This is a genomic window from Leucobacter sp. UCD-THU (genome assembly GCF_000349545.1).
GTDB classification, from domain to species: domain Bacteria; phylum Actinomycetota; class Actinomycetes; order Actinomycetales; family Microbacteriaceae; genus Leucobacter; species Leucobacter muris.
Window position 1 is genome coordinate 94,530 of record NZ_KB714600.1, and the last position, 21,885, is coordinate 116,414.

20 protein-coding genes are annotated in these 21,885 nt (G+C 70.5%); 10 read left to right on the top strand and 10 right to left on the bottom strand.

Annotation, left to right across the window (positions count from 1 at the left end):
* Positions 1 to 113 precede the first annotated feature (113 nt).
* From mobF to H490_RS19925, 4 genes are all read right to left on the bottom strand, one after another.
* Entirely contained in the window at positions 114 to 3,551 is a 3,438-nt protein-coding gene (gene mobF / locus H490_RS19910; protein ID WP_017883179.1) for a MobF family relaxase, read from the bottom strand.
* 561 nt (positions 3,552 to 4,112) lie between these two features.
* Complete coding sequence (locus tag H490_RS19915; protein ID WP_017883181.1) at positions 4,113 to 5,357, bottom strand: tyrosine-type recombinase/integrase; 1,245 nt, start codon at positions 5,355 to 5,357, stop codon at positions 4,113 to 4,115.
* Positions 5,350 to 5,541: a helix-turn-helix domain-containing protein gene (locus tag H490_RS19920; protein WP_031289729.1), complete on the bottom strand. Its 192-nt coding sequence runs from the start codon at positions 5,539 to 5,541 to the stop codon at positions 5,350 to 5,352. The genes H490_RS19915 and H490_RS19920 overlap by 8 nt, the downstream gene beginning before the upstream one ends.
* A 228-nt stretch (positions 5,542 to 5,769) precedes the next feature.
* Complete coding sequence (locus H490_RS19925) at positions 5,770 to 6,240, bottom strand: hypothetical protein (protein WP_238560307.1); 471 nt, start codon at positions 6,238 to 6,240, stop codon at positions 5,770 to 5,772.
* 64 nt (positions 6,241 to 6,304) lie between these two features.
* On the opposite strand from H490_RS19925, the gene H490_RS19930 reads away from it, so the two are divergent.
* Positions 6,305 to 6,757: a hypothetical protein gene (locus tag H490_RS19930; protein WP_017883184.1), complete on the top strand. Its 453-nt coding sequence runs from the start codon at positions 6,305 to 6,307 to the stop codon at positions 6,755 to 6,757.
* Positions 6,758 to 6,766: 9 nt separating this feature from the next.
* Here the strand turns inward: H490_RS19930 and H490_RS19935 are convergent, their stop codons facing one another.
* Positions 6,767 to 7,699 carry a Ku protein gene (locus H490_RS19935; protein ID WP_017883185.1) on the bottom strand — a complete coding sequence of 311 codons (933 nt, stop codon included), beginning with the start codon at positions 7,697 to 7,699 and terminating at the stop codon, positions 6,767 to 6,769.
* A 69-nt stretch (positions 7,700 to 7,768) separates the two neighbouring features.
* Between H490_RS19935 and H490_RS19940 the strand changes: the two genes are divergently transcribed.
* The 8 genes from H490_RS19940 (at position 7,769) to H490_RS19975 (ending at position 16,671) form a co-directional block, all read left to right on the top strand.
* A complete protein-coding gene (locus tag H490_RS19940) occupies positions 7,769 to 10,321 on the top strand; it encodes an ATP-dependent DNA ligase (RefSeq protein WP_017883186.1) in 2,553 nt (850 codons plus the stop codon).
* Positions 10,318 to 11,091 (top strand): esterase/lipase family protein, encoded by a 774-nt coding sequence (locus tag H490_RS19945; RefSeq protein WP_017883187.1) that lies wholly within the window; start codon positions 10,318 to 10,320, stop codon positions 11,089 to 11,091. The genes H490_RS19940 and H490_RS19945 overlap by 4 nt, the downstream gene beginning before the upstream one ends.
* Positions 11,092 to 11,573: 482 nt before the next feature.
* Positions 11,574 to 12,497: a phosphate/phosphite/phosphonate ABC transporter substrate-binding protein gene (locus H490_RS19950; RefSeq protein ID WP_017883188.1), complete on the top strand. Its 924-nt coding sequence runs from the start codon at positions 11,574 to 11,576 to the stop codon at positions 12,495 to 12,497.
* The gene (locus H490_RS19955) at positions 12,494 to 13,426 is read left to right on the top strand and encodes a phosphonate ABC transporter ATP-binding protein (RefSeq protein WP_017883189.1); all 933 of its coding nucleotides are present in this window, start codon (positions 12,494 to 12,496) and stop codon (positions 13,424 to 13,426) included. The genes H490_RS19950 and H490_RS19955 overlap by 4 nt, the downstream gene beginning before the upstream one ends.
* Complete coding sequence (gene phnE / locus H490_RS19960) at positions 13,423 to 14,271, top strand: phosphonate ABC transporter, permease protein PhnE (protein WP_017883190.1); 849 nt, start codon at positions 13,423 to 13,425, stop codon at positions 14,269 to 14,271. Before H490_RS19955 ends, phnE begins: the two co-directional genes overlap by 4 nt.
* A complete protein-coding gene (locus tag H490_RS19965) occupies positions 14,268 to 15,080 on the top strand; it encodes a tyrosine-protein phosphatase (protein ID WP_017883191.1) in 813 nt (270 codons plus the stop codon). Before phnE ends, H490_RS19965 begins: the two co-directional genes overlap by 4 nt.
* Positions 15,077 to 15,805 carry a TetR/AcrR family transcriptional regulator gene (locus tag H490_RS19970; protein ID WP_017883192.1) on the top strand — a complete coding sequence of 243 codons (729 nt, stop codon included), beginning with the start codon at positions 15,077 to 15,079 and terminating at the stop codon, positions 15,803 to 15,805. Before H490_RS19965 ends, H490_RS19970 begins: the two co-directional genes overlap by 4 nt.
* Positions 15,802 to 16,671, top strand: a complete 870-nt coding sequence (locus tag H490_RS19975; protein WP_017883193.1) for a hypothetical protein — start codon at positions 15,802 to 15,804, stop codon at positions 16,669 to 16,671. Before H490_RS19970 ends, H490_RS19975 begins: the two co-directional genes overlap by 4 nt.
* Positions 16,672 to 16,679: 8 nt before the next feature.
* Here H490_RS19975 and H490_RS19980 read toward each other — a convergent pair whose 3' ends face one another.
* The 4 genes from H490_RS19980 to H490_RS19995 form a co-directional block, all read right to left on the bottom strand.
* The gene (locus H490_RS19980; protein WP_017883194.1) at positions 16,680 to 17,561 is read right to left on the bottom strand and encodes a class II glutamine amidotransferase; all 882 of its coding nucleotides are present in this window, start codon (positions 17,559 to 17,561) and stop codon (positions 16,680 to 16,682) included.
* Between the two features lie 213 nt (positions 17,562 to 17,774).
* Positions 17,775 to 18,314: a DUF488 family protein gene (locus H490_RS19985; protein ID WP_031289731.1), complete on the bottom strand. Its 540-nt coding sequence runs from the start codon at positions 18,312 to 18,314 to the stop codon at positions 17,775 to 17,777.
* Positions 18,315 to 18,319: 5 nt separating this feature from the next.
* Positions 18,320 to 18,532 carry a DUF2945 domain-containing protein gene (locus H490_RS19990; RefSeq protein ID WP_017883196.1) on the bottom strand — a complete coding sequence of 71 codons (213 nt, stop codon included), beginning with the start codon at positions 18,530 to 18,532 and terminating at the stop codon, positions 18,320 to 18,322.
* A 111-nt stretch (positions 18,533 to 18,643) separates the two neighbouring features.
* On the bottom strand, positions 18,644 to 19,312 hold the full coding sequence (locus tag H490_RS19995; RefSeq protein ID WP_031289733.1) for a FadR/GntR family transcriptional regulator: 669 nt from the start codon (positions 19,310 to 19,312) through the stop codon (positions 18,644 to 18,646).
* Positions 19,313 to 19,569: 257 nt separating this feature from the next.
* Here H490_RS19995 and H490_RS20000 point away from each other — a divergent pair, with 257 nt between their 5' ends.
* Positions 19,570 to 21,351 (top strand): 2-isopropylmalate synthase, encoded by a 1,782-nt coding sequence (locus H490_RS20000; RefSeq protein WP_017883198.1) that lies wholly within the window; start codon positions 19,570 to 19,572, stop codon positions 21,349 to 21,351.
* On the opposite strand, the gene H490_RS32615 is transcribed toward H490_RS20000, so the two are convergent.
* Positions 21,267 to 21,885: helix-turn-helix transcriptional regulator (locus H490_RS32615; RefSeq protein WP_193743382.1), on the bottom strand; the 619-nt coding region annotated here is incomplete at its 5' end. The two genes, H490_RS20000 and H490_RS32615, sit on opposite strands and share 85 nt — an antisense overlap.

The window sequence follows — 21,885 nt, forward strand, 5'->3', positions numbered from 1 at the left end:
GTGCCGTGTCCTACGCTACCGTCGGTCACCGACACCGATAGAGTGCCGCGCCGCTTGGGCGGAGTCGTGGCACCCGAGCAGCGACGCCACCGATACCCAAGGTCGTTTATTTGCTACAAGCCAAGGCGTGGCGGCGTCCGGTGCGGGTCGCTGTGTCGGTGCCGAGTCCTGGCAAGGCAGCTTTCGTGCGCCTCTGCGGCACGGCGGTCCTCCTCACCGGCGAGGCGCTGAGCTTCGTCCTTGGCGGCACGCTCACGGATGACCTGCACCGCTTCATCTGGCGGAAGTCCCCCGAGCTGAGCAAGGTAGCGGCGATCCTTCGCCGCCTGCTCGCGCAGGGACTCCACGCGAGCGGCGACTGCACTGGGACGCCGGTTCCCGAGCACGCGCTCGTACAGGCCCATATACTCCCGCGACTGCCGCTCGGCGATCTCGCTGGCGATCTGGTGGGCATGCTGGGCTTTCGCGCGTGCTTCGATGATCTCGGGTGCGTGGTCGGCCTGACGCTGTGCGACGGCCTCGGCCCACGCGGACAGTCCGCTCTCGCTGCGCGGAATGCTCTGCCACCGGTCTAGCACGGCCCGCTCTGCAGCCTCGCGGCGGATGTCTACATCGTTCGCGGTTCGCGTAGTAGAGCGCCTGCGGAAGCGGGACGCGTTCTCCTTGGTGCGGTGTGCCGTGTATGCGGCCTGCTGCGCGGCCAGGAGCTCGGCACCGTCCGTCGAAGCTTCCTGTGCCAGCGATTCCGTAACGTTCGCGAGAAGTGCGGCAACCTTCGCACCGGCGGCTTCCGCCAGCTCGCGCTGCGGCTCGTACTCGGCCTTGTGCCGCTCGGACTGGGCACGCAACGTGGCGGCTGCCGATACCCAGTGCTCTCGCTCCGCCTCAGCCTTCGCGATCCGCTCGACGATCCGGTCACGCTCTGCGCTCACGATCGACACAGGCCCGTCCGCAACGAGGCCCACGATGGCCTCGCGGGCGCGTTCGGTGGCGTCTTCCAGGCCGCGGTCAGCGCGGTCTCGGGCGAGTGCGTCGACGAACTGCTGCTTCGCGTCGTCGAGGTCGGTGGTGACGATATGCAGGGAGTTCGTCTCGCGACCGCGCGTCATGCCCACGTAGACGCCAGCGGCGTCAAGCCCGTCGGTGAGCACCGTGTGCGAAGCGTTCACGGTCGCGCCCTGGACGCCGTAGGCGGTGACCGCATACGCCAGGTGCGCATCCTCGGTGACGTACTCCGCGGGCAGTGTCACGGTGCGCTGCTGCTTCCGGCTGCTGACGGTCTCCACGACGCTCAGCGCACCGTCGGCGCCTACGTGCTGAACCGCCCAGGTCTGCCGGTTCGCGACGCCGAGTGTGCTCACATTGCGGCGAGTCTGGATCACATCGCCCTTTCCGATTGGGAGCCCGTCGCTGCCGAATACCGTTCGCACGTCATCGACCTCGCCGCGATCGACGCGCTCGGCGCGGATGCGTTCGTTCAGCATCCGAGCTTCGTCGTTCGTGGCGGCAGTGATCGCGTCCTCCAGGCGCGCAGTCTTCGCGATGGTCTCCTGCATGTCGTCGTCGCCCTCGTGCAGTTTGATGAGTCCGAGCGCGTTGATCTGGTCGAAGATCATGGCGGGGTTGCGGCCGTGCCGCAGCTCGAGAGTAAGCGCGGCGTATGCGTCGTCGGTGAAGCGGTGCAGGCTGGTCATGTCCACGACAGTGGGAGTGAGACGGGTGGCGAAGTCGAGCACACCGCCGCGTCCGACCGCGGGGAGTTGCGCGCGGTCGCCAACGAGGGCTATGGTCGCGTCAGCCGCGTCGGCGATGCGCAACAGTGCGAGCGCGCTGTCCTGGTCGAGCATTCCAGCTTCGTCGACGACGATCCGCTCACCCTTCGCGAGCCGGGCTTTCGTCACTGGCCCGCGGTACGTGCCGCCGGTGTCGGGATCGGTGTCGCCGAGCCGAAGGCGCGTCCACACGCCGTCGCTATTCCACCGGAACCCGTGTGCGTAGACGAGCGCGGCGACGGAGTCGGTGAGGATGCCGAGTTCTTGGGCTGCAACGTCAGCGGCCTTCTTCGTCGGCGTGACGACTCGCGTCGAGCGGCCCTCCGACGCTGTAGCGGCGATGGCAGTCTTGAGCATCGTGGTCTTGCCCGATCCGGCCGCGCCTTCGATCACGACAAGTGGGTTGACGGATGCGACGATGGATGCTGCGCGTTCCTGATCGTCATCCAGCCCCGCCCGCGCAGCGAGCTGTCGGACATCCGGGGCAGGCTCGATGGACCTCTCCGCGCGTGCGGTGAGCAAGTCGCGCAGCTCCGTCTCTACCGCAACTACTCGTAGCGATGTGAGATGCGCGACGTGTTCCGGCGTCGGTGCCTCGGGCGGGAGCACCGAGAAGCAATTCTCGGCCGCAAGCTGAGTCGCGAGTTGCACGAACTCGCGCAAGTCCGTTGGCTCGGCTTGCACGCCATGCTCGGTCGTGATCCTCGTGACGTGCTCGCGCACCGTGTGCATCGTCCACGTCGAGGCTCCTGCGGCGCAGCGGTCGAGCGCACGCGAGGCTATTTCCTCGATGTGCAGCTCGTCCAGCGCGACGGGTGCAGTGCGCGGTGCGCGGGGCAAGTTCGGGGTGTAGCCGGCGTCTTCGAGTTGGGCGCGCCAGCCGGCTTCGCTGCCGAGCGTCGTGGGCTTCTTTCCCGGCCGCTCGTGTTCCCACGCCTTCGCCTTCAATCTCGCCCGCACGACAGGGCCGGGTTCCTCGCCCGGATGGGCTGTTTCCCACTCGGCTTCGAAGCGGGCAAGATTGCGCTCGACCTGAGCGCCCCGCTTCGACATGACCGCGTTGAGGGGCTCCAGCTCTGCCACCTCAGCGGTCGCCGAATCGAGGGTGAGGCCGTGCTGATCGAGCACTGCAGCAAGCTGCGGGTGCGCGGCGATGACCGCGGTGCCGAGGGCACGGATCGCCCCTTGCTGCTTGAACAGTGCGGCAGTGTCGAGTCCGCGCCATTTGCCTGCGGTGTAGACGCGAGTGCCGATCTGGAAGTGAATGTGCCGGTGCGGGTCACCGGTCCGGCTGGTCTTGTGCGCGACGGTGACCGTCTGCAACTGATGCACCGGCACGATCTCGCGTGCGTTCCGCGAGCCGATCCGGGTCACTGAGTGCTCCGCGAGCCAGCGGCGAATCTCCTCTGCCGCGTCCCGCTGCGCCGCATCAAGCACGTCAGAGACTTCCGGATGCAAAGCAGCGGCAATCGAGAGCGACTTCGGTGCGTTGATGACCATCTCCGCAAAGCGTGGCGACTCCTTCGATCTGTCGCTTGCCGCTCGGGGCGTTCCCATCGACGTGCCGGTGATCGGATCGGTCCAGTCGACCCAGGCCGCGTAGCTCTCCGGATCGAACGTTCTCGTTTCGGTGACTTCGCCGTCGTGGCCGCTCACGGCGAACTCGGCGAGCGCGGTACCGCCCTCCAAGTAGTACTCGTCGGCGGTCGACCTGTCCGACTCCAGGTAGCGGCGCGCTGCAGCACCGGTGCCGCGGAACAGGATCACACCGCCCTTCATCTCGAGCCTCCTCACGAGTCGTCTCATGAGAGAGGTGCGCACGCCCCACCATCGGTGGCATACGTCCATGAATCAGTTGTCGGGCAGCAGGGGAATCGAGTGGCGGCGTTTCACAGGCGTGAGATTCGCGGAGCCGCAGAGCGTGATGAGGATCGCGCTGGGCATCGCAGCAGCTTCTGCGGTTGACGACGCTGAGTGCTGGTCAGGATGAGACGAAGCGGAGGGTCAACTCCCAGAGAAGAGCTTCACAGTCCGGGAAAATTTCCACCACCGCCACGAGTGCCTCGGCCTCCCAACAGTTGGGAGGCCAGCAGCGGATACTTCCAGCGCAGGAACCACGGTGGCGGCAATTTGCCGGGACCGTGGGGGGTGCCGATTCGGCACGCCCACGCCGGGGCCTCTTGCGGTGGTGTCGAATCGACACCACCGTGGCTTTCGACCTTGCGGGGAGCAGAAAAACTGATCGCTATCCCGCTCGAACATGACCGCGGTGCAAGTACCGTAGCTCACTCTGACAGGTACGGCAAGCGATCGGCCGACACATACGGCGCACTCCCAGCCTCACAGCAGATCGCTTTCGTAGCTGCTGCCCGCGGTGCCGAGCATCGCCGTGAACGCATCGTCCATGATGTCGGCAGTAACGGGGTCGACCATCTCGGCGGTGACGACGTAGTTGCTGCGGGTGACCTGCTCGTTCGCGTGACCGAGCAGGCGCGAGGCGAGGGTGATGCCGGCTGCGGCGTCAATGATCGTCGCGGTGGTGCGGCGGAAGATGTGCGTCGAGAACTCGGTCGGATCGATACCCGCCTGCTGCAGGGCTTCCGCGTTGTCGTCCACGAAGGTGCGCAGCAGACGCTCGTAGTTGCTGACGCTGAGCGGTCGGCCCGTCTTCGTCGAGAACAGGAACGCTTCCGGGTCGCGATCAGCGGTCGCGAGTTGACGGCGGATCGCGGTGGCGGAGAAGCTCGGCAGCGCGACGCGGCGCTTCTGCCGCGAGCGTTTCGGGGTGTTCTTCCGATACAGCCCGTTCGCTTTGCTCTGCTTGATGGTGCCGGCGATGAGCACCGTCGCGGGGCGTGAGGTCACGTCCACATCGCAGCGGCGTAGGCCGAGCACTTCGCCGATGCGGGCGCTGGTGCCGATCATGATCCACATCACGTGCTCCAGCACCGCGACGTTCGGGCGCGGCCCGTAGCCGTCACCGTCTTTGCGCCAGTCGTGGATGAGGCTCTGCACCACCATCACCTGCGCGGGGTTCAGCACCGATTCCTTCTTCTCTGGCAGCGGCAGCCGTCTCGCGTCGCGGATCGGGTTCGCGGCGAGCACCTCGTGCTCGATCCCGGTCTGGCACACCTGCGAGAGCACGCTCCTGGCACGCCTGGCGGCAGACAGCGACTTCTGCTCGCGGATCGACTGGAGGACGCGGTTGCAGCGCAGCACGCTGAGATCCTTCAGCGGTAGGTTGCCGCAGGCGGGGTTCACGACGTGCTTGATCGTCGAGCGGTAGGACTCCATCGTGGTGTCCTCGACGGTCTGCGACTGCTCCTTCTCGTAGACGAACACCTCGCAGGCCTGGGCGATCGTGGCGTCTAGGGCGAGCACGGGGCCGACGGTGCGGTAGCGGATGTCCTCGGCCTGCTTCGCGAGACCTGTCCGCGCCTCACCCTCAGTGTCGCCGGTGGCTTTCAGTCGGCGCAGCTCGCCGACTTCGTCGCGCATCTTCGCGGTGGCCTGCACACGGCCAGAGGCGAGGGTGCGGATCTGGATCGCACCGATCTCGCCGGGTTCCAGTCTCGGCCTAGCCATGGCGCACCAACTCCTGGAACCACGCGAGCACCTCGGAGCGCAGATAGCGCACGTGGCGTCCGACGCGACGGAAGGGCGGGCCGCTGTGCGTCTGCCGCCATTCCTCGATCGTGCGCGGCGAGACCTGCAGTAGCTCGGCGACCTGCTCGCCGGTCATAATCAGGGGCTCGTCTCGGGTGTCCATACCCAGTAGGTGCGCACGCCCCACCACAGACGTTGCGGCCAGTGCGCGGGCGATACGGAACAACCCGTACCGCGTCTCGGCGAGCACCCTCCGAAAGGGGTTTTGGACCCCGTTTAGGACCCCGCGGCCGGATTTCGAGTGACCGGGAACCATGAAACTCCTCCGATTCCCGCGGAATCTAAGGAGTTTTGCGCTGGGGTACCTGGACTCGAACCAAGAACAACTGAGTCAGCCGGCGCCACCCGATCCCTCATCGCCATCGCGCTTCGCATCGCGGCGCCAGAAGGGGCGCGGCCACGCGCCGAGGGCCAGCACCGCGAGCACCGTCTGCAGCAGGCCCGTCACGAAGTAGATGCCGTGCAGCGGCGACCACACGAGCATGATCGCGATCTCCACGAAGATCCAGATCATCATCACGAGTCCCGCCGCCGCGTGCAGGCCCCACGCCAGCCGGTACCGGCCGTACTGCGCGACCAACGGAAACACCTGCACACCGCCGACCACCACTCCCAGGATCACGCCGGGCCAGAAGTACGAGTCGAAGACGCTCCCCTCGATCCACTCCAGCGGAATGCCGAGCCCGCCGCCGAGCGTCAGGCCCGCCATGCCGACGAGCGCCGAGACGAGGTTGAACCACGCCACCGCGGCCAGCGCCACACGCAGGAAACGGGAGGGAGAAGACGGCTGCACAGGGCTCACGCTCTCACACTAGGGGCACCCAACCGCCAGACCAAGAGCCCGCGACCCGCGATACGCTTCGACCATGGGATTCTCGCCGTTGGGCCTGCTCGTCAGCCTCGCGGTGCTCGCACCCAACCCGCTGCTCATCCCGTTCCGGCCCCGCACACCGCTGCCCCGGATAGCACCGCCGAAGATCCTCTCCCTCCTCGAGCGGGCCGGGCAGGCGCTCTGCCTGGTCGTTCCCACCGTCACCCTCCCGGGCGAGGTCGCCGCGGGGTGGCTCGCACCGCTGCTGCTCGCGCTCGCCGGCTACTACGCGCTATGGATCCGCTACCTCGCCACCGGACGCGACGCGGCCGCGCTCTACCGCCCGTGGTGGGGCGTGCCGGTGCCGATGGCGATCCTGCCGGTCATCGCGTTCCTCGCCGCAGCGGGCGGCCTCGGCAATCCGTGGATCGCCGCTGCGGCCGGGGTGCTCGCGGCCGGCCACATCCCGGTGTCGCTCCTCGCCGCGCGGTCGCTCGAGGACGACTAGAACGCGCCGCTACGCGCCTTTCTTGCGGCGCCGCGACGACCCGGACCCGGATCGAGATCCGGATCCGCCCGACTTCGCCGAGCCGGCCCCTGAGCCCGAGCGAGACCCCGATCCCGCCCCGTCCCGCCCCTTGCCGCGCTTCTTCGCGGCGCGCGACTTCTGCACGCTCTGCTTGAGCGCCTCCATGAGGTCGATCACCTCGGCGTCGCCTGAGCCGGAACCAGCCTCGGCATCGGCCCCGAACGTCTCCTCCGTGTCGAGCGCCTCCCCCGCCCGCCGCTTCGCCTCGATCAGCGAGCGCAGCTCCTCCTGGTACTCGTCGCGGAACGCCGACGGGTCGAAGTCGCCCGAGAAGCTCTTCACGAGCGAGGCCGAGAGCTGCAGCTCCTTCGCCGAGATGCGCACCCGCTTGTCGAGCGCGGGGAACGACGCCGAACGGATCTCGTCGGGCCACAGCAGCGTCTGCAGCAGCAGCACGTCGCCGCGCACGCGGAGCGCGGCGAGCCGCGTCTTCTGCCGCAGCGCGAACTCGACGATCGCGGTGCGGTCGGTCTTCTCGAGGGTGCGCCGCAGCAGCACGTACGCCTTCGTGGTCTTGCCGGTGGGCTCGAGGTAGTAGCTGCGCTCGAACAGCATGGGGTCGACCTGATCCGAGGGCACGAACTCCACCACCGAGATCTCGCGATCCTGCTCCTGCGGGATCGACGCGAGATCTTCCTTGGTGAGCACGATCGTGTCGTCCTCGTCGGCGTAGGCCTTGTCGATGTGTTCGTATTCGACGATCTCGCCGCAGATCTCGCAGCGCCGCTGGTATCGGATCCGCCCGCCGTCCTTGTCGTGCACCTGGTGCAGTTCGACGTCGTGGTCTTCGGTGGCGCTGTAGAGCTTCACGGGCACGTTGACGAGCCCGAAGGTGATCGCTCCGCTCCAGATCGCTCTCATGCGTACAGTACAGCGCGCAGCGGTGTCAAAGGTCTACTGCTTGCGCGATCCACCGACGATCATGTAGGCATGGCCCGCAGAGAGCAGACGGTCGAGGTGGGCGGGCGCCGCATCCGGGTCTCGAATCTGGAGAAGGTGCTCTACCCCTCCACCGGCACCACCAAGGGAGACGTGATCGGCTACTACAGCGCGATCGCTCCGACGATGCTGCCGCACTGCCGCGACCGCCCGGCGACGCGCAAGCGCTGGCCCGACGGGGTGGGCGACGACGGCCGCGGCGACTTCTTCTTCCAGAAGGACATCGGCGATTCCGCGCCCGACTGGGTGCGCACGGGCCGTATCCAGCACAAGGATCACGTGAACCACTACCCGCTCGTCGACGACGAGGCGACGCTCGTGTGGCTCGCCCAGCTCGCCGCGCTCGAGATCCACGTGCCGCAGTGGCGCTTCGACGCCTCGGGCGAGCCGGGGAATCCGGATCGCCTCGTGTTCGACCTCGACCCCGGCGAGGGCGTGACGCTGCGCGAGTGCGCGCAGGTCGCATTCCTGGTGCGCGACATCCTGCGCGACATGGGGCTGCCGTCGATCCCGGTGACGAGCGGCAGCAAGGGCATCCACCTCTACGCCGCGCTCGACGGCTCGCAGACCTCCGACCAGGCGTCGGCGGTCGCCCGCGAGCTGGCTCGCTCGCTCGAGGCCGACCACCCCGACGACATCACGAGCTCGATGAAGCGGGCCCTGCGCCCCGGTCACGTGTTCATCGACTGGAGCCAGAACAACGCGTCGAAGACCACGGTCGCCCCGTACTCGCTGAGGGGCAGGATCGCGCCCACCGTGGCCGCGCCGCGCTCCTGGCGCGAGCTCGCGTCGCCGCACCTGCAGCAGCTCGAGTTCCGGGAGGTGCTGCAGCGGGTCGCGAAGCGGGGCGACCCGCTCGCCGAACTTACGGAGTTATCGGCCGCGCACGCGGTGTCGGATCGCCTGAGCCTCTACCGGTCGAAGCGCGATGCGGCGCGCACCCCGGAGCCGGTGCCCCCGGCGGGAGCGCCGCGCGACGCCGGCTCCGCCCCCGGGAACCGCGCCGGCTCCCGCTCCGGCAACGCCGACGCCGACGCGGAGGGCGAGCGGCGGGGCGGCCCCGTCTTCGTGATCCAGCGCCATGAGGCACGACGGCTGCACTTCGACTTCCGGCTCGAGCACGACGGCGTGCTCGTCAGCTGGGCGCTGCCGAAGGGCGTGCCGACCGACCCCGCGGTCAATCACCTCGCGGTACCCACCGAGGATCACCCGATGTCGTACCGCCACTTCGAGGGGGTCATCCCGAAGGGCGAGTACGGAGCCGGGAACGTCGAGATCTGGGACGCCGGCACCTACGAGCTCGAGAAGTGGCGCGACGACGAGGTGATCGTGCGGCTCACCGGCCGCCCGGACGGCGGTCTCGGCGGCTCGCGGCGCTACGCGCTGTTCCGAGCGGGCGAGGCCGACGGGAAGCCGCGGTGGATGATCCACCTGATGAGCGACGACGCGGCGGCGGCGCGAGCAGGGGCGCTTCGCGGAGGCGAGCGGGTTCGGGGCGCGGGTCGCGCGAACCGCCGGCCGGCGGCTCGGGATCGGGCTGCAGCGGATCCGGATCCCGGCGCCTCGGCACCCGATCCCGATCTGCGGCCGATGCTCTCCGAGCGCGGCTCCCCCGCCGAGTTCGAGCGCCTCGACGAGCAGGAGTGGGCGTTCGAGATGAAGTGGGACGGCATCCGAGCGCTCGCTTTCGTCGACGGCGAGCGCTGCGCCCTCCGCAGCCGCTCGGGCGGCGATCTCACGGCCGCGTACCCGGAGTTCGCCGCGCTCCCCGCGGTCGTGAACGGCGATCGAGCGGTGCTCGACGGCGAGATCATCGCGTTCGGCACGAACGGGGCGCCGAGTTTCAGCCGGCTGCAGCGCCGTTTCGGGCTGACCGACCGTGCCGAGGTCGAGCGGGCCCGCCGCGAGGCACCCGCCTCGTACCTCGTGTTCGACGTGCTGAGCGTCAACGGTCGAGACTGCCGCTCGCTCCCCTACCGGCAGCGCCGAGAGCTGCTCGACGCCCTCGTCGAACCGATGCCCGGCGTGCCGGCGGCGCTACCCGAGGTATTCGCCGGGTCTGCGCGCGACGCCGCCGCCGCGAGTCTCCGCCTGCATCTGGAGGGGGTCATGGCGAAGCGCTGGACGAGCAGGTACCGCTCGGGGGTGCGCTCATCGGACTGGCGCAAGTTCCCGCTGATCCTCGCGGAGGAGGCGGTCGTGATCGGCTGGCGCGACAGCCCGTCGGACTCGCAGGGCTTCGCGTCGCTGCTGCTCGCGGACTGGCAGGACGGAGCCTGGCGCTATGCGGGCCGCGTGGGCACCGGCTTCTCCTCGGCCGAGCGCCGCACGATCCGCACCCGCCTCGCCCCGCTCGAGCATGCAGAGCCCGCGGCCGAGGTGCCCGCCGAGATCAGTCGCGACGCGCACTGGGTGCGGCCCGAGCTCGTGGGCGAGGTCGTCTCGAAGGGCCGCACGGCGGGCGGCAGCTTCCGGCAGGCGGTGTGGCGCGGCTGGCGGCCCGACAAGCGTCCGGCCGATCTCATGACGGGCGCTCGCGGATGAACGCGCACCGCGACCGGGGGCCGAGGCTCGCACAGCGGGCCCTCTGGTGGATCGCCGACTATCTCTACGCGGGGTGGCGGCAGGTGCGCGCGTTCTTCTCGCGGGCGGACCCTCGCGACTTCGCCGAGGGCGACGGCTCGCGGGCGCCCGTGCTGATCATCCCCGGCGTATATGAGCCGTGGCGCTTCATGCTGCCGCTGATCCGCGACCTGCACGGGCGCGGCCACCCCGTGCACGTCGTGGATCCGCTGCGCGACAACCGCGTGCCCGTCGCCGCGGGGGCGCGACTCGTCGACGAGTACCTGGCCGCCCGGGGCCTGGACGGGGTGGTGATCGTCGCCCACAGCAAGGGCGGCCTGATCGGCAAGCATGTCATGTCGTTCGGGGATTCGGCGCCGCGCGTGCGCGCGATGGTGGCGATCTCGACCCCGTTCGGCGGGTCGCGGTACGCGCGCTTCCTGCTGGGCTCGACGCTGCGCTCATTCTCGCCGCGCGATGCGACGCTGTCGCTCCTCGCCCGGTCGCTCGACGTGAACGCGCGCATCGTCTCGGTGTTCCCGCGCTTCGATCCGCACATCCCCGAGGGCAGCGAACTGGCGGGGGCGCGGAACGTGCGCGTCGAGACGGGCGGGCACTTCCGCGTCCTCGCCCACCCGCGCGCGATCGCCGAGGTGCGCCGCGCGGCATCGCTGGCGCGGGCGGGAGACGAGGCCGCGGCGGGTCCGGGGCTCGACCCCGGCCGCGATCCCGGGCGCGATCCACACCCCTGACCCGCAGCCCGCCCAGCAGCCCCGACCCCGGGCGCGATCCACACCTCTTACTCGCATCCCGACTCGGCCCCACCCCGCAGCACGACCCACCGCCCTGACTGGCCGCCGAGAGGCGGGTTTTGCACGTGATCTGCGGCCCGGAGGTGCGACATCCGCCTTTCGACGGGGGTTCGGGATCACGCGAGCCTAGGATCACGCGGGCCCGGGATCACGCAGGCTCGGGACCACGCGAGCCCGGGATCACGCAGGCTCGGGACCACGCGAGCGCGGGATCGCGCGGGCCCGGATCACGCAGGCGCGGGATCACGCAGGCCTGGGATCGCGCGGGCCCGAGCGCGCGACGGGAGGCTTCACCCGCTGTTCAGATTCCGTTCCTTTACCAGTACGCCGGTCTCGTAATTCCCGGCTACCTTCGCGCGTTTGAATACCGGTGTTCTCGGAGTTCCGAGGGCACGGATTCACCTCGAAAGGTCTCTCCCCCAATGCGCAAGCCCGCTCTCCCGAAGGCACTGCCCACCACCCTCTCCGCCATCGCGCTCACCGGCATCGCCGCACTCGCCCTCACCGGCTGCAGCGCCGGAGCGGAGGCCGCTCCGGCCGATGCCGATGCCCCCATCACCATCGCCACGCTGCCGCTCGGCGACGACCCCACCGCCGAGAACCCGATCGACGTGTTCGCCGAACTCTTCGAGGAGGCGACGGGCCGCGAGGTCGAGGTCACCGACGTGCCCGACTACCTCAGCGTCGTCGAGGCCATCCGCGCCGACCACGTCGACATCGGCATCATGAGCGGCTTCCCCTCGGCCCTCGCGGTGAACACGGGCGAGGTCGACGCCCTGGTCGCCTTCGAGGGCATCGACGAGCCCGTCTCCACCTGCGTGGTGCTGAACGACTCCCCGATCACCGAGGTCGCCGACTTCAAGGGCAAGACCGTCGCATTCGCCGACCAGGCGTCGAGCTCGGGCTTCTTCATGCCGAACTACATGCTGCACGAGGCCGGCCTCGAACGCGACGTCGACTACGAGGCCATCTTCGCAGGCGGCCACGAGGGCAGCTTCGCCGCGCTGCAGCAGGGCCAGGTCGACGGCGCCTGCACCGCGTTCATGCTGACCGAGATGGGCGAGCCGATGTTCCCGTTCAAGGACGGCGAGTGGCGCGCCGTGGGCGAGAGCCCGTCGATGGCGGTGCAGGGCACCGTGCTCGGCCGCAAGTCGCTCGACCCCGAGACCCGCAAGGTGATCGAGGAGGGCATCGCCGCCGTGTTCGCCGCGGAGAACGCCGAAGCGCTCGGCGCCATGGGCTCGTTCGCCGGGCTCACGCAGACCGTCGCCCCCGCACCGGCGAGCTTCGCGCCGTTCGCCGAGATCGCCGAGGTCGCCGGCGTGAAGCTCGAGGATCTCAAGTGAGCAGCGCGATCCCGAGCGCGGCGGGTGCCGCGACCGCGCCGCGCGTCGCGGGCACCGCGGTCCCGAGCATCGAGCGAGCACCGGTCGAGACCGCCGCGGGCGCAGCCGCGTCAGCCCTCGCCCCGCACCCCGCTCCCCTCGTCTCCGTGCGCGACCTGCGGGTGCGCTACACCGACGACGGTCCGCTGATCCTCGACGGCGCGAGCCTCGAGCTGTTCCCCGGCGAGACCGTCGCCCTGCTCGGCTCGTCCGGATCGGGCAAGTCGACGCTCATGAAGAGCCTCACCGGTTTCGCCCCCATCAGCGGCGGATCGGTGACCGTGTCCGGCACCGACATGACGCGGGTGCGCCGAGGTCGGCTGCGCGAGGTGCGCGCCTCGGTGGGCCAGGTCTTCCAGCAGTTCAACCTCGTCGGCCGCCTGAGCGTGCTCACGAACGTGCTGGCCGGCGCACTGCACGGCGCCGGGCCGATCAACCTGGTCGGAGGCTTCTCGTCGGCGCACCGGCGCCGCGCGCTCGCGCTGCTCGACCGCGTGGGCATCGCCCACAAGGCGGGCGCGCAGGCCCGGGAGCTGTCGGGAGGTCAGCAGCAGCGCGTGGCGATCGCTCGCGCCCTGATGCAGTCTCCGCAGCTGATCCTCGCCGACGAGCCCGTGGCCTCGCTCGACCCGAAGATGTCGCACTCGGTGCTCGATCTGCTGCAGCAGATCGCGCGCGAGGACGGCATCCCGGTGCTCGTCAGCCTGCACGTGCTCCCGCTCGCCCTGCAGCACTCCGACCGCATCGTCGGCCTGCGCCACGGCCAGATGGTGATCTCGGATCGCACCGAGGATCTCGACGCCGACCAGCTCGCGCTGCTGTACGACGCGCACGACGAGCACCTCGAGGGCGGCGCCGGCACGAGCGGTCGAGCGGAGGTCGCAGCGTGAGCGCCGTCACCGAACAGCGCGAGCGTCGCGACGTCTCGACCGCGCAGGAGCTCCCCGCCGAGGAGCGCGCACGCATGGAGCGCGCGTTCTCGGTGCCGCGCGCCCGATTCCTGATCGCGATCCCGATCGCGATCCTGCTGCTGCTCTGGTCGTTCGACGGCGCCCAGTTCAACTTCGCGAAGCTCGGCGAGGGCTCCGCGAACATGGTCGAGTTCGTGGGGCGGCTCTTCCCGCCCGACTTCTCGAAGATCGGCACCATCCTCGCGCTGCTGCTCGAAACCTTCCAGATGGCCGTCGTGGGCACCGTGCTCGGCGCCGTGCTGTCGCTGTTCGTGGCGTTCGCGGCGGCGTCGAACATCGCCCCGAAGTGGCTGTACTACCCGGCGCGCTGGGTGATGAACATCATCCGCGCCGTACCCGACCTCGTGTTCGCGCTCATGTTCGTGTCGGCGGTGGGCCTCGGCCCCTTCGCGGGCATCCTCGCGATGACCCTCGGATCGATCGGCTCGATCGGCAAGATCTTCGCCGAGGCGATGGAGTCGGTCGACCGCGGCCCGATGACCGCGATGGAGGCGGTGGGCGCCTCGAAGCGTCAGGTCGTGCAGTACGGGGTGCTGCCGCAGGCGGCCCCGCTGCTCGTGTCGTACACGCTGCTGCTGTTCGAGGGCAACGTGCGGGGCGCGACGATCCTCGGCCTCGTCGGCGCCGGCGGCATCGGCCTCGAACTCACCACGGCGATGCGCATGTACGACTACGGCCACCTCTCGGCCATCATCATCTGCATCATCGTGCTCGTCACCCTCATCGACCAGGGGTCGGCCCTCATCAGAAAGCGAATCACATGACCACCACCATCCTCACCCGCGAACTCGTGCTCAGCGCCCCCGTGAACCTGCGCGACCTCGGCGGCATCCCCGTCTCGGGCGGCGTGCTGCGCAGCGGGGTGGCGATCCGCACCGACGACCTCGCGCTCGTCACCGACGACGTGGCCGCCTCGCTCGAGCGCGACGGCCTCACCGCGATCGTGGATCTGCGCTCCCCCGCCGAGGTCGGCATCACCGGCCGCGGTCCGTTCGGCTCCCGCGCGGTCTCCTACCACCACCTGCCGCTCATGGCCGACATCGGCCGCGACATGCGGCGTCAGCACTCGCTCACCCACGAGGCGATGGGCGAGTCGTACGTGTCGATGTTCGAGAGCTGCGGATCGCAGCTCGTGACCGCGCTCAACGTGATCGCATACACGCCGGGCGCGACCGCGTTCCACTGCGCCGCGGGCCGGGATCGCACGGGGGTGCTCGCGGCCGCGCTGCTGCTCGCACTCGGCGCCCACGATGACGACATCGTGACCGACTACGCGAAGACGGGCGCGAACATGCCGGCGATCGTGGATCGCATCTCGTGCGTCATGGGTCCGATGCTCGCGCAGCTCGGCTTCGACGAGAGCCGTCTGCGCATGGGCGGGCTCGCGGAGGGCGACATGTCGGTCTCGATGCGGCGCCTGCTGGGGCATCTGCGCGGCAGCTACGACGAGCCGCTGGAGCCGCTGCGGCGCGCGGGGCTCTCCGACGACACCGTGGCCCGGCTGCGGGCGCGGGCGGTCGACGCCCGCGCGGGAGCGGGAGCGGCCGCTCCGACGGGGGCGAACGCGGCGTGACCCTCGCACCGGATCGGGATCCCGGGCCCCGCGCTCCCGGCCGCGGCGTCGCCGGCCGCGGCGACGCTGCACGCGGCGACGCCGCGGCCGGGAGCGCGGGGCCCGGGCGCCCGCGCGTCGCGAGACTCGACGACGCGATCCTGCGGGCCGCGATCGAACTGCTCGACGCGGGCGAGGACGTGTCGGTCTCGAAGGTGGTCGAGCGCAGCGGGGTGAGCCGAGCAGCGCTCTACCGCCGGTGGCCCTCGATCACGCACCTCATCGCCGCGGCGCTCGACGTGGGGCGCACGGCCTACCCGCCGATCGCGCCCGACGACGATCTGCGGGTCGCGCTCCTGCGCAACTTCATCCCGTCTCAGGAGCCGGGGGTCTACCCGGAGACCCGGTTCAGGCAGCGACTGAAACTCGTGGTCGCGAACCCGGAACTGCAGCAGGCGTACTGGAAGTCGCACGTGGAGCGACGGCGCACGCCGCTCGAGGGCTCTCTGCGCGCCGCGGTCGACGACGGGCGGCTGCGCGCCGATCTCGACGTGTCCGCCGCGATCGATGCGATGGCGGGCATCGTCTACTACCAGTTCGTGGTGCGCGGCGCCGACCTGTCAGCGGCTGAGACGCAGCGGCGCATGGCCGCCGCGCTCGATGTCGTGTGGCGCGGCATGGTCTCGGCCGAGGCGGGCCCGCACGGGCGCGACCGCGGGGCTCCCTCGATACACTCGAGTCCATGAGTCTCACCGACCCCGTGGAGTCCGAACGCCGCACCGCCGCCGCTCTCCGGGGATCGCCCGCCGCACTCACTGCGGCCCTGCTCTTCGGTGCGGGCGGGCTGCTCGCGGCCGCGGTGCTGGGGCTCGGCGTGGGCGGCGTCTTCGACCAGCTGCGCGTCGTCACCCTCAACAGCGTGTTCGGCAACTGGGATGCGGGGGTGCCGATCGCCGTGCGGGCGGCCGCGATCCCGGTCGGCGTGCTCGCGTGCATCCTGCTCTTCGGCCAGTATTCGAAGTGGAACCACCGCTACACGGGCCGCACCACCTTCTTCGCCTTCGTCGGTCCGCTCACCCTCGTGCTGCTGGGCCTCGCGCTCGGAACGTGGGTCGCGACGACCATGTGGGCGGCGCCGGACGCCATCGGCGTGGCGGTCGATCCCACGTTCCACGACGACGAGCCCTGGGGCCTCGGCGCGTGGATCATGTATGCGGCGCAGTGGTGGCTGCCGGGCCTGCTCGCGCTGCTCGGGATCGCGAGCCTGCTCGGCCGCATCGCGTCGGGCAGATACCGGGCGCGCAACTCCGAGCTCGCGGCCGAGATGCTGCGCAGCGGATCGCTCGTCGACGCGGAGGTCGTGCGGTCGCCGGACGGCCCCACCGAGGCCGCACGCGTGGCCGCGACGATCACGCTCAGGTTCGAGGACGCCGAGGGCCGCAGCCGGTGGGTGAAGTGCCAGGTGCTGCTCCCGCCGAGCGAGGTGCCCGGCATCGGCGCGCGCCGCCCGCTGGTGTTCGACCCCTGCGACCCGGGTGACGCGACGCGCATCTTCGTGTCACCGACCGGACGTTCGGATGCGTCCGACTTCCTCCCGGCGCGGACCGCCTGAGGCCGGACTCAGGCGGTCGGCTCGATCCGCGTGAAGGCGGGCTCCTCTCCCCTGCGGAAGACACCGACCGTCCCCGCCTCGACCTCGTGCCAGGTGCGGCTGCTCCAGTGCAGCTCGAGGGGCTCCGAGACGACGAGCTGAGCGTCTCGCGGCAGCCGATCCTCGGTTCCGTCGACGGTGCGCAGGGCCGTGGCCCCCGCCGAGTGGAACAGCGTCGGCGCCTCGGCGCGGGGCGCGTCGGGGCTCGTCCACCGCAGCACGACCAGCTGCGAGCCGTCGGAGGCGCAGACCGTCGCTCGGAAGGGCTCGGCGATCGCCCGCTCGCGTCGCGCGCGCTCGACCCGGCCGACCATGCGCGTGAGCGCCTTCACGGGCTCCTCGGCGAGACCGTAGCCGAGGGCCAGGTAGAAGCAGACCTCGGAGTCGGAGTTGCCGAGGATCGACGGGTACAGCGCGGGGTCGACGTCGAGGGCCAGCTCGCGCTTCACCCTCGGGAAGCCGTGGATCTCGCCGTTGTGCTGGAACATCCACCCGCCGTGCACGAACGGGTGGCAGTTCTGCTCGGCGATCGTGCCGCCGGGGGCCGCGCGAACGTGCGCCAGAAAGCAGTCCGACTCGATCTGCGCGGCGAGGTGCCGCAGGTTCTGGCTGTCCCAGGCGGGCTCGATCTGGCGGTACTGCCCCAGGGTTCCGGCCCGGCCGCGCCAGGCCACTCCGAAGCCGTCGCCGTTCGTGGGGAAGGCGCTGCGACGGAACTGCGCGGCCCGCGGATCCCCGGGCAGTGTGAGGTCGCGCGCCAGCAGGCTCTGGTCGATGAGCGAGTGGTCGGGACGCACGAGCACGTCTTCGAGCGGGATCGCCGAACCGAGATACGCGAGCCAGCGGCACATGAGCTCCACCCCCTGGGATCACCCGGCTTGTAGGCCCGAGGCTAACGGGGGTTGCCGCGCCCGCTCTCAGGATCGCGGGCCGCCCCGCGCTGCCCCCGCGGAGCGGAGCCCGCCGGCACCCGCCGAAAGGCGGATCGTGCATGGAGGGCGAAGCCCCGAGGCGCGAGATTCGCCTCTCGGCGAGGTTCCCAGGGGTCAGAGGCCGGATCGCGCTCACGGGCGCGCGGGGTACGAGACCTCGCCCTCGGCGCCGATCACGGCCCCGGCGCTCAGCGCGGCGGGGTCGGATCGGATCGGCCCCAGGATGTGCCGCACCTCCTCGCCGGCCGCCAGCAGGTGATCCGCGATGATGCGGCGGTGGCAGCGCCACCACACCGCCTCCGAGCACATCACCGCCGTGCGCCGCTCCGATCCGGCGCTGCGCAGCTCCAGCAGCGCGTCGGCGAACTCGCGGCCGAGGGCGTGATCCGCGTAGTTGTGGAAGCTGCGGTTCTGCCACCACGCGTTCACCTCGAACGGCACCTCCCGGCTGACGGGCCGTCGCCCGGTCAGCCCCTCGGAGCGGCGGAACGCGATGCCGCGGTCTGCGAGCGACGCTTCGAGCGCGTCGGCGTTGAACTGCGGGTAGCGCCTCGACCCTGGGAGCCTGCGCACGTCGACCAGCGACTCCACCGCGTGCTGCTCGAGCAGTTCGATGAACTCGCCGAGCTCGCGATTCGAGTGGCCGACGGTGAAGAACGGCAGGCCGGGCATGCCGCTCACCGCAGTCGTCGCAGCGCACTCCCCTTGTGCGCGGCGACGTGGTCGGTCTTGTCGCTCTTGATCTCGTACTGCGGGTCGTCGGCGGAGGCGCGTCGGCGGTGGCCCTTGTAGTCGAAGTCGTCGGTGTGCACCTTGATGATCGTGCCCGAGACGCGGCCCGCCTCGGAGTTCCAGCACACGTGGTCGCCGACTGAGAACTCTTGCGTCATGGTTCCCCCTCTCGCCAGGGCCGGGTGCACGCGCGAGTCGCGCGCGGCTGCCGGGGTGCGCGTGCGCGCCGCCCGATCCGCGGCCCGTCCCCTCACTCTACCGAGGCGCCCTCATCCGAGGCTCTCCTGCATCGAGCGCAGGTGGGCGCGGCTGAGCGCGGCCGCCGCCGCCTCGTCGCGCCCGGCGATCGCGTCGGCGAGTTCGACGTGGGTGTCGTGGTCGGCTTCTCCGCCGAAGCGTTTGCGCAGGCGCAGCATCTCGATCATGGCCGCGCGCAGCCGGGGGGTGAAGCCGTCGAAGAGTTCGAGCAGGATCGGGTTGTGGGCGGCCGCGACGATGGCTCGGTGGAACTCGGTGTCGGTGTCGACGTGGCTCTCGATCTCGGAGCGGTGCTCGGACCGGCGGGCGAGGGCGCGGCGGATGGCCCGCAGGTCCGCGGGGGTCCGCCGTGCCGCCGCGAGGGCGGCGGCCTCGCTCTCGATCGCGATGCGCGCCTCGATCACGGTCGCGATGTCGGATCGGCGCAGCACCGCGTCCCAGTCCTCGGGCGCGTCGAGCGCGGTGACGAAGACCCCGGCCCCCTGTCGGGAGGCGAGCACGCCCCGGCCCGCGAGCTGCCGGATCGCCTCGCGCACGGTGGAGCGGCCGACACCGAGCTGGGGCGCGAGCGTGGTCTCCCCGGGCAGCTTCTCGCCCAGCTTCCACTCGCCCGCCCTGATGCGCTCCAGCAGCAGTTCGGCCGCCTGATCGGCCAGCGGCGTCCGCTTCACCTGCGGCATGCTCATCCCCCATCTTCTCTACTTATCTGAGGAGTTGTGCTACAGTCTACCCATGTTCTCCGTGGAATGCCTCCTGCTTCTCCGCCACGGCGGGGCGTAGCCAGACCGGCTCCCCGCCGTGGAGCCGAGATCTGCGCCGGTCGCTCGATTCACCGACCGCAAGGATCCCCGTGCACACCTCATCGCTCCCCCGCCTCTCCGCACCTCACGGCGCGACCGTCGACTCCCCCGCATGGAACCGGCAGCGCCCCTCCCGGATGCCGTCGCACCGCTACACCGACGCGTACGCGCGCGTCGACGTGCCGCTCGCGCAGCGCGAGTGGCCCTCCCGTCGCCTCACCGCAGCCCCGCTGTGGGTACCGGTCGACCTGCGCGACGGCAACCAGGCCCTCGCCGAGCCCATGGATCCGGAGCGCAAGCGCCGCTTCTTCGAACTGATGGTCTCGATGGGCTACAAGGAGATCGAGGTCGGTTACCCGTCGGCCTCGCAGACCGACTACGACTTCGTGCGGCTGATCGCCGACACCGCGATCGCCCCCGAGGACGTGACGATCGTGGTCTTCACCCCCGCCCGGCGCGACCTCATCGAGCGCACCGTCGAGTCGATCCAGGGCATCGCCAACCCGGTCGTGATCCACATGTACACCGCCACGGCGCCGAGCTGGCGCACCCTGGTGCTCGGCCACGACCGCGCCTCGCTCAAGCAGCTGATCCTCGCGGGCGCCCGGGACGTGCTGCGCCTCGCCGGCGACATGCCGAACGTGCGCTTCCAGTTCTCCCCCGAGGTGTTCAACCTCACCGAACCCGACTACGTGCTCGACATCTGCGACGCCGTCACCGAGCTGTGGGGGGCGACCCCGCAGCGGCCCGTGATCCTGAATCTGCCCGCCACCGTCGAGATCGCGACCCCGAACGTCTACGCCGATCAGATCGAGTACATGCACCTGAACCTCGCCCGCCGCGACAGTGTGATCCTGTCGGTGCACCCGCACAACGATCGCGGCACCGGCATCGCCTGCGCCGAGCTGGCGGTGCTCGCCGGGGCTCAGCGGGTCGAGGGCTGCATCTTCGGCAACGGCGAGCGCACCGGCAACGTCGACATCGCCACCCTGGCCCTCAACCTGCACGCGCAGGGCGTCGACCCGATGATCGACTTCTCGGACATCGATAAGATCCGCCGCACCGTCGAGCACTGCAATCGCATCGAGGTGCACCCGAGGCACCCGTACGCGGGCGATCTGGTGCACACGGCGTTCAGCGGCACCCACCAGGACGCGATCAAGAAGGGCTTCGCCGAGCACCGCGCACGCGCCGCCGCCGAGGGCCGATCCGAGGGCGAGATCGCGTGGCGGGTGCCGTACCTGCCGATCGACCCCGCCGACATCGGCCGCAGCTACGACGCCGTGATCCGCGTCAACTCGCAGTCGGGCAAGGGCGGGATCGCGTATCTGCTCGAGACGGAGTACGGGATCGAACTGCCCAGGCGCCTGCAGATCGACTTCGCGCGCCAGGTGCAGCGCCACACCGACACCACCGGCGCCGAGGTCACGGCCGCCGAACTGTGGCGCATCTTCGAGGAGGCGTACCTCGGCCCGGGGCACGGCCGCGTCGAGCTCATCGGGGTCACCGCGTCAGAGACGGGCGACGACTGCCGAGTCGACGTCGGCCTCGGAATCGACGGTCGCCCGCGCTCGAGCTCGCACGAGACCGCGGCGCCGACCGAGGCGCTCGTGGCCGCGCTCGCGCAGTACGGGTTCGGGATCGAGGTGCTCGACCTGGTGCACAGCACCCTCGCATCCGCAGACGGCAGCGAGGCGCTCGCGCTCGTCGAGTACCGCGGACCCTCGGGTGTCGCCTGGGCCGCGGGCCGGGACCGCGCGCCGCAGGGCGCCGGACTCGTCGCGATCATCAACGCCGCCAACGCTTCGAGCGCTTCCGACGCCGACGCGATGGATCAGGCGGCCGGATCCTCGAGCAGCCCGAGCACGGCCGCGCGCGTCAGGGCGGCCTCGCGAGAGGACACCCCGAGCTTGCGGTAGACGGTGCGCAGCTGCGACTTCACCGTGTTGCGCGAGACGTACAGGCGCGCGGCGATCTCATCGATCGCCCCCGTCTCGGCGAGCACCTCGAGCACGGCCTGCTCGCGCGGGCTGAGCCCTCTCATGAGGGTCACGTCGGCGTCGGTCCGCGACGCCTCGACCGCGATGAGCGAGACGATGTCGGGCGAGACGCCCGCGTGGATCATCCCCTCCCTCAGCGCGTCGCGGTCGCGGAGGGAGATCGCGCGCAGCGGCGCACGCATGCCGGTCGATCTCACCAGCTCGGCGATGCGGGGCAGCAGCGTCGCGGCGTCGCGCTCGTGCCCCGTGCGCAGCGCCGAGCACGCGAGCACCAGCTCGGCTTCGAGGCGGTTGCGCGGTGCGATGCCGGCGGTGCTGAGCACGCGGTGCGCCTGCACCGCGGCCTCGGAGGTGCGGTTCAGCGCCAGCTCGGCGCGGGCGAGGGCGATGCCGCAGGGGGCGCTGTGCTTCGCCGAGCGCGCGGCTTTTCGAAAGCGTTTTCTCACCGTGCCG